The organism is Microbacterium californiense (assembly GCF_047246625.1).
GTDB lineage: Bacteria > Actinomycetota > Actinomycetes > Actinomycetales > Microbacteriaceae > Microbacterium.
The window spans coordinates 2,227,033-2,241,136 of record NZ_JBFOKQ010000001.1 but is presented as its reverse complement, the minus strand read 5'-3'; the positions used below and the strand labels follow the sequence as shown (position 1 = coordinate 2,241,136).

The following is a 14,104-nucleotide window of genomic DNA, read 5'->3' as shown; positions in this document are numbered from 1 at the left end:
ACACAGGGGCCGGACCCGAAGGTCCGACCCCTGTGCGAGGAAGCAGATGCTTACTTGATGATCTTCGTCACCGTACCGGCGCCGACGGTGCGTCCACCCTCACGGATGGCGAAGCCGAGGCCCTCCTCCATGGCGATCGGCTGGATCAGCTCGACCGTCATGTCGGTGGTGTCGCCGGGCATGACCATCTCGGTGCCCTCGGGCAGCGAGATGACGCCGGTGACGTCGGTGGTGCGGAAGTAGAACTGCGGGCGGTAGTTCGTGTAGAAGGGGTTGTGGCGGCCACCCTCGTCCTTGGACAGGATGTACGCGGTGCCCTCGAAGTCGGTGTGCGGCGTGACCGAACCCGGCTTCACGATGACCTGGCCGCGCTCGACGTCCTCACGCTTGGTGCCGCGGAGCAGCAGACCACAGTTCTCGCCGGCCCATGCCTCGTCGAGCTGCTTGTGGAACATCTCGATACCGGTGACGGTCGTCTTCTGCGTCGGGCGCAGACCCACGATCTCGACCTCGGAGTTGATGGCCAGCGTGCCACGCTCGGCGCGGCCCGTGACGACGGTGCCACGACCGGTGATCGTGAAGACGTCCTCGACCGGCATGAGGAAGGGCTTGTCACGGTCGCGCTCCGGGTCCGGAACGCTGTCGTCGACAGCCTGCATGAGCTCGAGAATGGCGTCGGTCCACTTCTCGTCGCCCTCGAGAGCCTTCAGAGCCGAGACGCGCACGACGGGAGCGTCGTCGCCGTCGAAGCCCTGGCTGGAGAGAAGCTCGCGAACCTCGAGCTCGACGAGCTCCAGGATCTCCTCGTCGTCGACCGCGTCGGACTTGTTCAGCGCGACGAGCAGGTACGGAACGCCGACCTGCTTGGCGAGCAGAACGTGCTCACGGGTCTGGGCCATCGGGCCGTCGGTGGCGGCGACCACGAGGATCGCGCCGTCCATCTGAGCCGCACCGGTGATCATGTTCTTGACGTAGTCAGCGTGACCCGGGGCGTCGACGTGCGCGTAGTGGCGCTTCGGCGTCTCGTACTCGATGTGCGAGATGTTGATGGTGATACCACGCTGGCGCTCTTCCGGCGCCGAGTCGATGGAAGCGAAGTCGCGCTGCACGTTGGTGTCGGACGGGTACTTGTCGGCAAGCACCTTCGAGATCGCTGCGGAGAGCGTGGTCTTGCCGTGGTCGACGTGACCGATCGTTCCGATGTTGACGTGCGGCTTGGTCCGCTCGAACTTGGCCTTAGCCACTGGGTCCTCCTCAGGACGTCGTTGTAGAGGTGCCGGGCACTGGATTGCGACCGGTTCTCTACGGGTTAGGTTCTCAGTTTAGTAGAGAGGGAATGTGAAGTTGTAGGTGACCTGGGAGCCGGCCCGTCGCCGGGCTCGGGAACCGGCTCCCAGAAGTGTTACTCGCCCTTGGCCTTCTGGACGATCTCGTCGGCCACGGCGCGCGGGACCTCGGCGTAGCTGTGGAACTCCATCGAGTAGACCGCACGACCCGAGGTCTTCGAGCGCAGGTCGCCGATGTAGCCGAACATCTCGGACAGCGGCACCTGGGCACGCACGACCTTGACGCCCGCGGCATCCTCCATCGACTGGATCTGGCCACGGCGCGAGTTCAGGTCGCCGATGACGTCGCCCATGTACTCCTCGGGAGTGCGGACCTCGACGGCCATCAGCGGCTCGAGCAGCACGGGGTTGGCGCGGCGCGCCGCCTCCTTGAAGCCCATGGAACCCGCGATCTTGAACGCCATCTCCGAGGAGTCGACGTCGTGGGCGGCACCGTCGACGATGGTCGCGCGAACGCCCACCATCGGGTAGCCGGCGAGGACGCCGACGTTCATCGCGTCCTGGAAACCGGCGTCGATCGAGCCGATGTACTCGCGCGGGATGCGACCACCGGTCACCGAGTTGACGAATTCGTAGGTCTTGTCGCCGTCGAGCTCGAGGGGCTCGATGGTGAACTGGATCTTCGCGAACTGTCCGGAACCACCGGTCTGCTTCTTGTGCGTGTAGTCGTGCTTCTCGACGGCCTTCTTGATCGTCTCGCGGTAGGCCACCTGCGGCTTGCCGACGTTGGCCTCGACGCGGAACTCGCGCTTCATGCGGTCGACGAGGATGTCGAGGTGCAGCTCGCCCATGCCCTTGATGGTCGTCTGACCGGTCTCGGGGTTGAGCTCCGTGCGGAACGTCGGGTCCTCTTCGGCGAGCTTCTGGATCGCGGTGCCCAGCTTCTCCTGGTCGGCCTTGGTCTTCGGCTCGATGGCGACCTCGATGACGGGCTCGGGGAAGGTCATCGACTCGAGGACGACGGGCGCGTCGATCGCGGAGAGGGTGTCACCGGTGGTGGTGTCCTTCAGTCCGATCACGGCGTAGATGTTGCCCGCGGTGAGCGAGTCGACCGGGTTCTCCTTGTTGGCGTGCATCTGGAAGATCTTCCCGATGCGCTCCTTCTTGCCCTTGGTCGAGTTGATGACGGCCGAACCCGAGTCGAGGTGACCCGAGTAGACGCGCACGTAGGTGAGGCGACCGAAGAACGGGTGCACCGCGACCTTGAACGCGAGCGCGGCGAACGGGTCCTTGGCGTCGGGGTGACGCTCGATGACCTTCTCCTCGTCCTTCGGGTCGTGCGCCTCGATGGCGCCGACGTCGAGGGGGTTGGGAAGGTAGTCGACGACCGCGTCGAGCATCGGCTGGACGCCGCGGTTCTTGAACGCCGAGCCGCAGAGGACCGGGTAGATCTCGCTGGCGACGACCATCTTGCGGATGGCGCCCTTGATCTCGGCGACCGTGAGCTCCTCGCCGCCGAAGAACTTCTCGAGCAGGGCGTCGTCGGACTCGGCGACGGTCTCGAGCAGCTGCTGACGGTACTCGTCGGCCTTGTCCTTGAGGTCGGCCGGGATCTCCTGGATCTCGTACGACGCACCCATGGTCACGTCACCCTTGGCATCGCCGGGCCACACGAGGGCGCGCATCTCGATCAGGTCGACCACGCCGACGAAGTCGTTCTCGGCGCCGATCGGGAGCTGCAGCACCAGCGGCTTGGCGCCGAGGCGGTTGACGATCGTGTCGACGGTGAAGTAGAAGTCCGCGCCGAGCTTGTCCATCTTGTTGACGAAGCAGATGCGGGGGACGTTGTACTTGTCGGCCTGACGCCACACGGTCTCGGACTGGGGCTCGACGCCCTCCTTGCCGTCGAAGACGGCGACGGCACCGTCGAGCACGCGGAGCGAGCGCTCCACCTCGACCGTGAAGTCCACGTGACCGGGGGTGTCGATGATGTTGATCTGGTTGTTGTTCCAGAAGCAGGTCACGGCGGCAGACGTGATCGTGATGCCGCGCTCCTTCTCCTGCTCCATCCAGTCGGTCGTCGAGGCGCCGTCGTGCGTCTCGCCGAGCTTGTGGTTGACGCCCGTGTAGAACAGGATGCGCTCGGTCGTGGTGGTCTTGCCGGCATCGATGTGCGCCATGATGCCGATGTTCCGAACCTTGCTCAGGTCGGTGAGCACGTCTTGTGCCACAGGAGTGTCCTTATCGTTTGTGGGGTGAAGGGTCGTGGCCCTTCGTCTCGCTCCGCACGCTCAGGAACCGGGATTCGCGGCCCGGTTCCTGAGCGGGATGCGGAGCATCGAGACGAGGGATTACCAGCGGTAGTGAGCGAACGCGCGGTTCGACTCGGCCATCTTGTGGGTGTCCTCACGGCGCTTGACCGCGGCGCCCAGGCCGTTCGACGCGTCGAGGATCTCGTTCTGCAGACGCTCGGTCATCGTCTTCTCACGACGACCCTTGGCGTAGCTGACGAGCCAGCGCAGCGCGAGGGTGTTGGCGCGGTGAGGCTTGACCTCGACCGGCACCTGGTAGGTCGAGCCGCCGACGCGGCGGCTGCGGACCTCGAGGGTCGGGCGCACGTTGTCGAGCGCCTTCTTGAGCGTGGCGACGGCATCCTGACCGTTCTTCGCCTCGACGCCGCGGAGGGCGCCGTAGACGATCGACTCGGCCAGCGACTTCTTGCCGTCGACGAGGATCTTGTTCACCAGCGAGGTGACGATCGGCGCGCCGTAGACCGGGTCGTTGACGACGGGGCGCTTGGGGGCGGGACCCTTACGAGGCATCTAACTCAACCCTTCTTCGCGCCGTAGCGGGAACGAGCCTGCTTACGGTTCTTGACTGCCTGGGTGTCCAGGGCGCCACGGACGATCTTGTAACGCACACCGGGGAGGTCCTTCACACGACCGCCGCGGACGAGCACCAGCGAGTGCTCCTGCAGGTTGTGGCCCTCACCGGGGATGTACGCGGTGACCTCGGTGCCGTTGCGGAGCTTCACACGGGCGACCTTGCGCATCGCCGAGTTCGGCTTCTTCGGGGTGGTGGTGTAGACGCGGGTGCAGACCCCGGCCTGCTGCGGGTTCGACTTGAGCGCGGGCGCCTTGGTCTTGGTGACCTTGGGCGAGCGACCCTTGCGAACCAACTGCTGAATGGTTGGCACGTTCTCTCCTCATAGTGCTGCACGGTGACAGCGTGATGGGTTTCACATCATGACCCACCGGCACGCCTGAACAGACGGGCTTTTGGTGTGATGGGTATGCCGTGGGGGCGAACCGGCGAGGTGCCGACGCCCAGCGCGCACGTCAAGACGTGCACACACCTGATCAAGTGTAATGCCGCGTAACGTGCCGGTCAAATGGCCGTCGGCCTACGAGGGGTCCGGATCGAACGGGGAGTCCAGCGACTGCGTGAGCTCGGCGAGCAGGGCCTCGATCTGCGGTTCGACGTGCCGGGAGACCGCGGCCTGGATGGCGATCCGGTGGGCCAGGAGCAGTCCGCAGATCTCGCGGCCCACCATGTTCGCGTACTCGTCGGCAAGGGCCACCTCCTGCCGCAGCGCCACCTTCGCGTCCTCGCTCAGCGGAGGAAGGGGCGGCAGCGCCTCGGCCGTCTCGTCGGCCAGCCCGGCGATGGTGAAGAGGAACGGCGCGCCGGGCACGGGCTCCGGGTCGAGCGGCAGCCCGTCGAATTCGGGGTCCAGGTCCTCCGCCGGGCGATACGCCCGCGCACGGTTGCGCGCCGCCTGCTGGTCGAGCTCGCGCTGGAGCATCGGCAGGTTGCGCGCCGTGTACTCGGCGACGGCCTGGTCGACGATCGTCTTCAGCCGCGTGGACAGTCCGTGCTGCACGCCGTGCGGCACGTTGGCCCCGATGCCCGCCGCCGAGAGGAGCGGAGAGCCGAGGCATCGGCGGCACGGGGCGACGCGACCGCGGTGGGTCGCCGGCTCCCAGCGCGGCACCCAGCGGAGCCAGGCCTCGACGGCCTGCTCCACCTGCGTCTCCAACGAGCGCTCCACCCCACCAGGGTACGCGGATGCGGCGACCTCACCGCCGATTTCGCCCGCGTCGGCGGGGCGTCACTCCTCCTCGTCGCGCTCCCAGGGCCAGCGCGGCCGCTGACTGCGCGTGCGCCGGAGGGCGATCCCGCCCCAGGCGCCGACGCCCGCGGCCACCACCAGCACGATGCTCGTGCCGTTCCGCACCAGGCCGCCGGCGACCGCCGTGCCGATCAGGAGGCTGCCGGTGACGCCGGCGGCCGCGATCCACACCGCGACGAGATGAGCCAGCGACGTCGACACCGCGATCACGGCCGCGGAGACGAACGACGGATGCTGTCGCCGAAGCGCCACCGCGAGCAGGAGGGCGAACACGACGACGGCGACCAGCATCCCTCCCGCTCCGGGCAGCTGCCCGAGTCCCGGCGTCGAGATGATGTCGCTGTCGGTCGCGACGCTCAGGGCGCCGAGGCCGAACACCGCCAGCGCGAAGAAGCCGATCGTCGCGAGGACCACCGCCAGGACAGCCGAAACCCCCGCGGACTCGGGCCCGCGGGGGTTCGGCATGTCGCTGTCGCTCATCATCTCGCCAGCGTGGGGCCGGCTTCCAGCGTGCGCTCGTACTCGCGCTGCGCCTCGGCGTTGAGCTCGGTCTTGCGGGCGCCGCTGCGGGCGACCCAGGCGCCGAACCAGATCGTGAGCTCGCGGGCGAACACGAACGCCGCGATCGCGAGCGGGGCCAGCATCTGCTCCCCCACCAGCTCGAGGCCCGCGGAGGCGCTGACCTTCCAGAACGGGGCCTCGAACAGCTGACCGAGGATGTGGCCGGCGTAGGCGATCACGCCGACGATGATGCCGAAGACCACCCACAGACCCCAGCGGCCGCGGTTGATGATCGCGCCCAGGAACCAGAAGCCGAGGAAGAACACGACCACCGGCGTCCAGAAGCCCCACGTCATGAGCGGGGCGAGAGCGGTCTCGCCGACGTTCTGCGCCGTGACCTCTCCGGCGATGGCGCGGAGGCCGATCGTCGCCCCCAGGTACAGGAGGGCGAAGGCGAGGGTCGCGAGCAGACCGATCGCGCCGGCGGTGCCCCGGTTGCCGCGGTCGCGCGGAGGCTCGGGCGCCTGCACGAAGATGGGCTGCGGCTGCGCCGGGGCGGCGGCAACGCCCGGCTCGGACGGCACGATCGTCGTCTCGGCGTCGTCGGCGCGGGAGGCGTACGCGGTGTCGGCCACGGAACGCTCGTCGTCGCGGGCGACGGGCGCGGAGTACGCGGCGGTCGCCTCGGCGTCGGCGGCCGCGCGGTCCGCGGCATCCGCTGCGGCGTCGGCGCGGTCGGCGGCGGCATCGGCCGCGACGCGGTCCGCGGCCGCGCGTGCGGCTTCGGCATCCGTCCCGCTCGTGGTCGAGAACGTGCCGGGGTAGTCGCGCTCGGCAGCCTCGAAGGCGGCCAGGTCGGGGTCGACCGTCGTGGACGGGGTCGCCACGGCGACGTCGTCGCCGGCGGCCTGCTCGGAGGAGCGGACATCGCGGTCGGACGCGGTCGGCGTCGCGCCGGGCACATCGGCGCGCGCAGCGGCGGCAGCGTCGAGACCGGCGTTCGCGCTGTCGACGACGTGGTCGACGTCGTTCGGCTGCTGATCGTGCCGGGGAACCTCGGGGTCACTCATAAGGTGCGCCTCTCATCAGAAGTGTGCAGTGCGAGATTAGCGCCGCGCGCGGGCGCGCTTCGGGAGGCGTGCCGACGTGTCGTCATTCGCCTCGGCGCCGGTCGATCCGCTCAGGGCATGACGGTGCGCAGCGCATCGCCGGCGAACCCGGCGAGCACAGGCAGCATGGGGAGGGAGAGCCACAACAGCGCACCGACGATGCCGATGCAGATCACCCCCGCAACCCAGCTCATCGCCAGGTTGCGCCCTCCCACTCGCGCCATGCTGCCCACGCTACGACCGCGTGCGGCGTTCCGTCGGGCGAAACGCCGAGAGGTGCGCGCGCGTGCGGCTCGGTACACTCCCTGTATGGCTGACAGTTCCTTTGACATCGTCTCGAAAGTGGATCACCAGGAGGCCGAGAACGCCCTCAACCAGGCGCGCAAGGAGGTCGAGCAGCGCTACGACTTCAAGGGCACCGGGGCCTCGATCGCCTGGAGCGGCGAGCAGATCCTCATCATCGCGAACTCCGAGGAGCGCGCGAAGGCGGTGCTCGACGTCTTCCAGTCCAAGCTCATCAAGCGGGGGATCTCGCTGAAGAGCCTCGAGTCGGGCGACCCGTTCGCCAGCGGCAAGGAGTTCCGCATCGTGTCGACCCTCAAGGACGGCATCTCCTCGGAGAACGCGAAGAAGATCGGCAAGATCATCCGCGACGAGGGACCCAAGGGCGTCAAGAGCCAGATCCAGGGCGACGAGCTGCGCGTCCAGTCCAAGAGCCGCGACGACCTGCAGGCCGTCATCTCGCTCCTCAAGGGCTCGGACCTCGACATCGACCTGCAGTTCATCAACTACCGCTGAACCGCTCCCCCGCTGTCCCGGAAGCCCCGCCGCGTGCGGGGCTTCCGTCGTCTCCGGCGCAGGACGCTGAGCCGACCGCCGGTCAGTACCCGACAGCGGCCAGACCGAACTCGATCTCCGCAGGTTGGAATCCCTCGTATGCGAGCTGGTCGTAGAGACCCGAGCGAGAGAACGCCATCATGTCGAGGTAGCTCTGCGCCTTCTTCGCAGCCTGGGCGTTCCAGTCGGCACCCGCGTTGTCAACGCCGAACGTCGCGTCCTCCGTACCGAATCCCTCGTATTCCAGCTGGTCGATCAATCCGGTTCGCGAGAAGGCCATGAAGTCGAGGTAGCTCTTCGCCTTGCTGATCGCGTTCTGCTGAGACAGCGTGAGCTTGGGCTTCTCGACGGCCACGACCGTGATCTCCTGACCCCGCTTCGCCTCGGAGCCAGCCGCCGGACTGGTGGACGCGACTGCCGCAGCAGGGTCTTCGAACGACGTCACCAGCGGAGGAGTCAAACCGACGGAAGCCAGTGCAGCGATCGCGTCCGCGACGGGGAGTCCGACAACGTCTGGCACGATGACCGCGGCTTCCTCTACGACGAATGAGATCGCAGCACCTTCGTTCGCCTGAGAGCCTGGTTCACGGCTCATCGACACCACGAGCGCCCCAGGGTCCTCAAAGAAAGACAGGCGAGGTGGGAGGAATCCCGCGTCTTCAACCACAGCGATGGCTTCCGACACCGGCATCCCGATGACATCGGGCACTCTTATCTGTGCAGGGGTCTCTGCCTGCGCAGGCTTCTGCGGGGCGCTCACGGCGCTTGGCGTCGTCGGGCGGCTCCCCTTCAGCCCCAGCCCGACCGCCGCGCCCGCACCGGCAACGATGGTCACTGCGGCAGCTACCGAACCGACGATGATCCATACCTTCCTCCCCATGCCGGCACCGGGCCGGGAGGCCCCGGAAGCGCCCGTCGGACTCGAGTGGGTCGTCGGCGCCGGTGTTTCGGGTACGGGCTCGAGCCACCGCGTCCCGTCCCAATAACGCTGCTCGTTATTGGCGTGGGGCGCGGGATACCAGCCCGGAGCGGGTGAAGACATGCGCGTTCCTCTCAACGCCGGCCGCTTCCCAGGTAATTCACAGGCCGGACAATCGGAATGCTACTGCGGAACTTCCTTCCCCGTGAGGGGAAATTCAGTGGTGCGGTCACCATGTCTTGTCGGTCCCGACCTCTCGGCCTTCGGCACCCTCATAGAAACGATGCGCTAGTTTCTCCTGTGGAAGCGACGGGGGGAGCTCCCACCATCATGGGGGATTCAACTGGGGGTCACTTCGATGAGCATCATCGAGTCCAATCACACCGGCGAGACCAAGCAGCTCCTGGCCGATGAGGTGTTCCACCACATCGGCCAGCGCATCGTCGACGGCGTTCTCGAGCCGGGCGATCGCATCCGCGATGTCGTGGTCGCCGAGGAGCTGCGGGTGTCGCGCACACCGGTCCGGGAAGCACTCCAGCGCCTCGAGCGCCTCGGCCTGGTGACGATGTATCCGAGCCGGTACACGGAGGTGACGCACGTCACCCCGGAGCTGGTCGAGCAGACGCTGGAGTTCGCCGGCTACCAGGCGGGGATCTCGGCCCGCATGGGCGTCCCGTGGCTGGACCCGGGCGAGCGCATCAGCGCGAGCCTCCTCGTGGAGGAGATGTTCGACTCGCTCGACGACCCGCAGGCCACGCTGAAGACCCGCGGAGCCGTGTTCTCGTTCCTCAGCGCCCGCAGTCGCAACCAGCGTCATGCGGCGGTGGTCCGGGAGTCCGCGGTGGCCGTGGCCCGCAATCTTCGCGACTGGCTCGTGCCCGAGGAGGACCGCGCCCGCATGCGGCAGGTCTACGTCGACCTCCGCGAGGCCGTGCTGCGCGGCGACGGCGACGACGCGGAGTCGCTCGTCCGCACGATGCACTACGTGTGACGCGGGAATCCGTCAGGTCGCGGAGCGCCACCCGGTGACCCACCGGTCCATCCGGCGGTAGGCCTCGGTCCGCGCACCGCGCGCCGACAGGAAGACGTCGTGCAGCGCGCCGTCGATCCGCTCGACGGTGACCGACGGGCCGAGGTGGAGCGCCGCGCGGGCGATGTCGTCGACGACCAGCACGGAGTCGGCCCGGGTGAGCTCCTCCGACCAGCGCGTCGGGGTCGCCGAGCGGGCCGACAGCAGCACGCAGACCGGCGCGTCGATCGCCAGCCCGGCGGACACCGTGCGGTGTCCGGTCAGGATCGCGTTCAGCCAGCCCGCGTGCACCGCCATGGTCTGCATCGGCCGCCACCTCAGGTCTACCTCTGCCGGGTCGTCCGGGTCGGCGACCTCCGCCTGCGCGCGTGAATAGAACCCCAGATCGACCTGCGGCGCGGCATCCAGGGGGCGCAGCCGCGCCTGCAGCTCCACCATCGGCGCGATCGCCGCCCGCGCCGCGGCCACCTGGAACTCGAGCCACGGGCTGTTCAGGATCACGGCATCCGCCACACCGCGATGCCGTGACGCCCACAGGCTCAGCGTCAGCCCGCCGGTCGAATGCCCCAGCAGCACCAGACGGCGCTCGGATGCCGTGCCCTCCGCGCCGCGCCCCATGGCCTCGAAGGCGGCGGCGATGTCTTCGTCGTACGTCGCGAGGTCGGTCACGTATCCGGGAGTCTGCCCGTCGCGCAGGCTGCGGCCGTACTTACGGAGGTCCAGCGCGAAGAACCGTGCGCCCCGTGCCGTCCAGAACCGGGCGAGCCGCTTCTGGAAGAAGTAGTCCGACCACCCGTGCACGTAGAGCACATCGACGTCGTGCAGCAGCATCCGACGCCCGCGCGCCCGCTGCCACCACAGGTGCGGCGAGGGCAGGGCACGCACCAGCGTCGCCACGACGGGGCCCTCGTCATCGGTCGGCAGATCCAGCGTCCGCTGCTCGAACTCGTCGCCGAGGATGTCCGGGATCCACTCCGCCATGCCGCCCAGGCTAGCCGAGGCGCGGAATCGTCACTCCCCGCGCGAGACCCGCACCATCTCGTCGCGCGGCACGACCTTGACCCGGGCGCGCTCCTGCGGGGCGCCGAGGCCGATCTCGTGCTCGTCGAGACGGTGCCAGCCCTCGAGGTCGGTCCAGGCCACGCCGCGCTCCTGCAGCAGGGCCGGGATCGACTCCTCCGCCGGGTCCTCCGGGTGCCACCACGACCCCTGGTCGTTGATGATGTGGCGGACGGTCTCCATCGCGTCGGACTTCGTGTGGCCGATCAGGCCGACCGGTCCGCGCTTGATCCATCCGGTGGCGTAGAGGCCCGGCAGCTGGTCGTTGGAATCCTTCGCGAGCACCTGCCCCTCGCGGTTGGGGATGACGCCGTGCTTCTTGTCGAAGGGGACGCCGGGGAGGGGCGAGCCGAAGTAGCCGATCGCGCGGTAGAGCGCCTGGATGGGCACCTCGCGCAGCTCGCCGGTGCCGACGGCGCCGCCCTGCCCGTCGGGCTGCGTGCGCTCGTAGACCAGGGCGGCGACGCGGCCGTTCTCGTCTTTGCGCACCTCGACGGGCTTCGCCCAGAAGTGCAGGTGCAGGCGACGGGATGCCGTGCCGCCGGCGTTGTTCACCGAGTCGCGCTTGCGCCACGACTGCAGGATGCGGTCGATCACCATGACCTGCTTGTTGCTGGCGACGGCATCCTTCGACGCCTCGTCGTAGTCGAAGTCCTCGTCGTACACGACCATGTCGACGTCGCGCAGCTCGCCCAGCTCGCGCAGCTCCAGCGGCGTGAACTTGACCTGGGCGGGACCCCGGCGTCCGAAGACGTGCACATCGGTCACGGCACTCGCCTTCAGACCCTCGTAGACGTTCTCGGGCACCTCGGTGACCAGGAGGTCCTCGGCGTGCTTGGCCAGCATGCGCGACACGTCGAGGGCGACGTTGCCGTTGCCGATCACGGCGACGGATGCCGCGTCCAGCGGCCACTCGCGCGGCACATCGGGGTGCCCGTCGAACCAGCTGACGTAGTCGGCGGCGCCGTAGGAGCCCACCGCGTCGATGCCGGGGATGTCCATCGACGTGTCGCGGATCGCGCCGGTCGCGAAGATCACGGCGTTGTAGTGGCGCTTGAGGTCGTCGAGCGTGATGTCCTCGCCGAACCGGACGTTGCCGAAGAGGCGGATGTCGCCGCGGTCGAGCACGTCGCGGAGCGCGTTGATGATGCCCTTGATGCGGGGGTGGTCCGGGGCCACGCCGTAGCGCACGAGCCCGTACGGAGCGGGCAGCTGCTCGAACAGATCGATGGACACGTCGAACTTGCGCTCGGCCTTCAGCAGCAGGTCCGCCGCGTAGATGCCCGCGGGCCCGGCACCGACGATGGCCAGTCTCAGCTTGGTCATGGAGGTCCTTTCGTTTGCCTGCGCACTCCTCGCACGGCCGGGCGCGCGAGGCGCCGCGGCGTGCGGTCAGCTGGAGCGCTCGGCGAGGGTCTCGGCGAAGCGCGTCAGCGCCTCGCGCACGGTGCCCCGCGGGAGGGGGTCGAGTGCATCGATCGCGTCCTGCGTCCACCGGTGGGCGAGGGCGAGGGTCTTCTGGGTCGCGTCGTGGTCGCGCAGCTCCGCCAGCGGCCCGTCGAGGATGGCCGGGTCCGCTCCGTCGGCGATGCGCGCCACGCCGTCGTCGATGCGGGCGGCGAGGTCTGCGGCATCCGCCTCGGTCTGCGCCTTGAGCAGCAGGTACGGCATGGTGGGGACCCCCGCGCGCAGGTCGGTGCCCGGGACCTTGCCCGTGTCCTCCGGCTTGGCCGACAGGTCGATCACGTCGTCGAGGAGCTGGAACGCGACGCCGATCTTCTCGCCGTAGATGCGCAGGGGCTCTTCGAACTCCGTCGGCGCGTTCGAGAAGATCACGCCGCCCTGCGTCGCCGCGGCGATCAGGGATCCGGTCTTGTCGGCGAGCACCTGGATGTAGAACGCGATGGGGTCGTCGTCGGGCTGCGCGCCGAGCGTCTCGTGCATCTGCCCGAGCACGAGACGCTCGAACGTGTCGGCCTGCAGGCGGATCGCCCGCTCGCCCAGACGCGACATGAGCTGGCTGGCGCGGGAGAAGAGGATGTCGCCGGTGAGGATGGCGATGTTGTTGCCCCACACCGCATGGGCGGCGGGCACCCCGCGACGGCGGTCGGCGCCGTCCATGACATCGTCGTGGTAGAGCGAGCCGAGGTGGGTGATCTCGAGCGCCTTGGCGACGTCGATCACCTCGGGGGTGTTGCCGTCGCCGAGCTGCGCAGCGAGGAGCGTCAGGACGGGACGGATGCGCTTGCCGCCGGCCTCGTACAGATACCGGCTCGCGGCATCGGCGAGCGGGTCGGCGACGCGCACGTCGTCGGCGAGGCCGTTCTCGACGAGCTCGAGTCCGTCTTCGATGGAGCGGGCCACGCGGCGGGCGGCAGGACCGATGAAGACACGGTCGCTGAAACCGAGACGGCTCGCCAGTCGCGAACCCGGGGCAACGGGGCTCGAAGTCACGCTCTCAGCCTACCTTCGTCTGGTCGCGCGGATCTGCGCGTGGTCGGTCACGCGGGCTTGCGCGCGCGGTGCAGCGCAACGATGCCGAACGTGAGGTTCCGGTAGGCGACGTCGGTCCATCCCGCCTCGCGGATCCACGCCGACAGGCGCTTCTGGTCGGGCCACTCGCGGATCGACTCGTTCAGGTAGTCGTACGCGTCGCCGTTCGTGCCCGCCACCCGGGCGACGCGCGGCAGCACCTGCGAGTTGTAGAACCGGTACGCGCCGCGGAACAGCGCCCCGGGCGGCGTCGAGAACTCGTTGATCACGAGGCGTCCGCCCGGCTTGGTGACGCGCAGCAGCTCCCGCAGCGCCTTCTTCGGGTCGTTCACGTTGCGGAGCGCGTACGACATGGTCACCGCGTCGAACTCGGCATCCGCGAAGGGCAGGTCGGTCGCATCGGCCTGCACGAACGACAGGTTGCGCATCGCGCCGTGGCGACGCCGGCCCTCGGCGAGCATCCCGGGCGAGAAGTCCGCGGCGACCACCTCGGCGCCGCTGCGGGCGAGCGAGGCGGAGGAGGATGCCGTGCCCGCACCCAGATCGAGGACGCGCTCCCCCGGCCGCGGCGCGACGGCCCGCGTCGTGGCGGCCCGCCACAGCGCGTCGTTGCCGAAGGTCATCGCCGTGTTGGTGCGGTCGTAGCCGGCGGCGACCTGATCGAACATGCCGCTGACGCGGGCGGGGTCCTTGCCGAGATCGGCGCGGTTGGGCTCGTTCGGGGTCACCCGTTCAGTG

The 14,104-nt window shown here is 68.7% G+C and carries 15 protein-coding genes; 2 read left to right on the top strand and 13 right to left on the bottom strand.

Translation table 11 applies throughout. The features are described 5' to 3' along the window. Positions 1–50: 50 nt before the first annotated feature. The 8 genes from tuf to AB3M82_RS10680 form a co-directional block, all read right to left on the bottom strand. Positions 51–1,244, bottom strand: coding sequence for an elongation factor Tu (tuf, locus tag AB3M82_RS10715; RefSeq protein WP_412957857.1), 1,194 nt, complete (start codon positions 1,242–1,244; stop codon positions 51–53). 158 nt (positions 1,245–1,402) lie between these two features. Continuing rightward, complete coding sequence (fusA, locus tag AB3M82_RS10710; RefSeq protein WP_412957855.1) at positions 1,403–3,517, bottom strand: elongation factor G; 2,115 nt, start codon at positions 3,515–3,517, stop codon at positions 1,403–1,405. A gap of 120 nt (positions 3,518–3,637) precedes the next feature. Continuing rightward, positions 3,638–4,108: a 30S ribosomal protein S7 gene (gene rpsG, locus AB3M82_RS10705; protein WP_017201608.1), complete on the bottom strand. Its 471-nt coding sequence runs from the start codon at positions 4,106–4,108 to the stop codon at positions 3,638–3,640. Between the two features lie 5 nt (positions 4,109–4,113). Further along, positions 4,114–4,482 carry a 30S ribosomal protein S12 gene (gene rpsL / locus AB3M82_RS10700; protein ID WP_017201609.1) on the bottom strand — a complete coding sequence of 123 codons (369 nt, stop codon included), beginning with the start codon at positions 4,480–4,482 and terminating at the stop codon, positions 4,114–4,116. Positions 4,483–4,689: 207 nt separating this feature from the next. Then, a complete protein-coding gene (locus tag AB3M82_RS10695) occupies positions 4,690–5,337 on the bottom strand; it encodes a spermidine/putrescine ABC transporter substrate-binding protein (protein ID WP_412957853.1) in 648 nt (215 codons plus the stop codon). A 60-nt stretch (positions 5,338–5,397) separates the two neighbouring features. Continuing rightward, positions 5,398–5,898 carry a DUF6121 family protein gene (locus AB3M82_RS10690; RefSeq protein WP_412957851.1) on the bottom strand — a complete coding sequence of 167 codons (501 nt, stop codon included), beginning with the start codon at positions 5,896–5,898 and terminating at the stop codon, positions 5,398–5,400. Continuing rightward, positions 5,898–6,989 (bottom strand): ABC transporter, encoded by a 1,092-nt coding sequence (locus AB3M82_RS10685; protein ID WP_412957849.1) that lies wholly within the window; start codon positions 6,987–6,989, stop codon positions 5,898–5,900. Before AB3M82_RS10685 ends, AB3M82_RS10690 begins: the two co-directional genes overlap by 1 nt. A 110-nt stretch (positions 6,990–7,099) precedes the next feature. Beyond that, positions 7,100–7,252: a hypothetical protein gene (locus AB3M82_RS10680; protein ID WP_412957847.1), complete on the bottom strand. Its 153-nt coding sequence runs from the start codon at positions 7,250–7,252 to the stop codon at positions 7,100–7,102. Positions 7,253–7,337: 85 nt separating this feature from the next. Here AB3M82_RS10680 and AB3M82_RS10675 point away from each other — a divergent pair, with 85 nt between their 5' ends. Then, on the top strand, positions 7,338–7,826 hold the full coding sequence (locus AB3M82_RS10675; protein ID WP_412957844.1) for a YajQ family cyclic di-GMP-binding protein: 489 nt from the start codon (positions 7,338–7,340) through the stop codon (positions 7,824–7,826). 82 nt (positions 7,827–7,908) lie between these two features. Here AB3M82_RS10675 and AB3M82_RS10670 read toward each other — a convergent pair whose 3' ends face one another. After that, positions 7,909–8,907 (bottom strand): Ltp family lipoprotein, encoded by a 999-nt coding sequence (locus AB3M82_RS10670; RefSeq protein WP_412957841.1) that lies wholly within the window; start codon positions 8,905–8,907, stop codon positions 7,909–7,911. A 235-nt stretch (positions 8,908–9,142) separates the two neighbouring features. Here AB3M82_RS10670 and AB3M82_RS10665 point away from each other — a divergent pair, with 235 nt between their 5' ends. Continuing rightward, positions 9,143–9,775 carry a GntR family transcriptional regulator gene (locus AB3M82_RS10665; RefSeq protein WP_412957838.1) on the top strand — a complete coding sequence of 211 codons (633 nt, stop codon included), beginning with the start codon at positions 9,143–9,145 and terminating at the stop codon, positions 9,773–9,775. A gap of 12 nt (positions 9,776–9,787) precedes the next feature. Here the strand turns inward: AB3M82_RS10665 and AB3M82_RS10660 are convergent, their stop codons facing one another. The 4 genes from AB3M82_RS10660 to AB3M82_RS10645 all read right to left on the bottom strand — a co-directional run bounded on the left by AB3M82_RS10660 (position 9,788) and on the right by AB3M82_RS10645 (position 14,034). Then, positions 9,788–10,795, bottom strand: a complete 1,008-nt coding sequence (locus AB3M82_RS10660; RefSeq protein ID WP_412957835.1) for an alpha/beta hydrolase — start codon at positions 10,793–10,795, stop codon at positions 9,788–9,790. 30 nt (positions 10,796–10,825) lie between these two features. Beyond that, positions 10,826–12,199 (bottom strand): FAD-dependent oxidoreductase, encoded by a 1,374-nt coding sequence (locus tag AB3M82_RS10655; protein WP_412957832.1) that lies wholly within the window; start codon positions 12,197–12,199, stop codon positions 10,826–10,828. 66 nt (positions 12,200–12,265) lie between these two features. Continuing rightward, positions 12,266–13,327, bottom strand: coding sequence for a polyprenyl synthetase family protein (locus AB3M82_RS10650; RefSeq protein WP_412957829.1), 1,062 nt, complete (start codon positions 13,325–13,327; stop codon positions 12,266–12,268). A gap of 47 nt (positions 13,328–13,374) precedes the next feature. Then, positions 13,375–14,034, bottom strand: a complete 660-nt coding sequence (locus AB3M82_RS10645; RefSeq protein WP_412958037.1) for a class I SAM-dependent methyltransferase — start codon at positions 14,032–14,034, stop codon at positions 13,375–13,377. Positions 14,035–14,104: the final 70 nt, after the last annotated feature.

Excerpts from the sequence above, each read along its gene's own strand:
- rpsG (WP_017201608.1), bottom strand. The coding sequence starts at position 4,108 with ATGCCTCGTAAGGGTCCCGCCCCCAAGCGCCCCGTCGTCAACGACCCG.
- AB3M82_RS10690 (WP_412957851.1), bottom strand. The coding sequence starts at position 5,898 with ATGAGCGACAGCGACATGCCGAACCCCCGCGGGCCCGAGTCCGCGGGG.
- AB3M82_RS10685 (WP_412957849.1), bottom strand. The coding sequence starts at position 6,989 with ATGAGTGACCCCGAGGTTCCCCGGCACGATCAGCAGCCGAACGACGTC.
- AB3M82_RS10680 (WP_412957847.1), bottom strand. The coding sequence starts at position 7,252 with ATGGCGCGAGTGGGAGGGCGCAACCTGGCGATGAGCTGGGTTGCGGGG.
- AB3M82_RS10675 (WP_412957844.1), top strand. The coding sequence starts at position 7,338 with ATGGCTGACAGTTCCTTTGACATCGTCTCGAAAGTGGATCACCAGGAG.
- AB3M82_RS10670 (WP_412957841.1), bottom strand. The coding sequence starts at position 8,907 with ATGTCTTCACCCGCTCCGGGCTGGTATCCCGCGCCCCACGCCAATAAC.
- AB3M82_RS10665 (WP_412957838.1), top strand. The coding sequence starts at position 9,143 with ATGAGCATCATCGAGTCCAATCACACCGGCGAGACCAAGCAGCTCCTG.
- AB3M82_RS10660 (WP_412957835.1), bottom strand. The coding sequence starts at position 10,795 with ATGGCGGAGTGGATCCCGGACATCCTCGGCGACGAGTTCGAGCAGCGG.
- AB3M82_RS10655 (WP_412957832.1), bottom strand. The coding sequence starts at position 12,199 with ATGACCAAGCTGAGACTGGCCATCGTCGGTGCCGGGCCCGCGGGCATC.
- AB3M82_RS10645 (WP_412958037.1), bottom strand. The coding sequence starts at position 14,034 with ATGTTCGATCAGGTCGCCGCCGGCTACGACCGCACCAACACGGCGATG.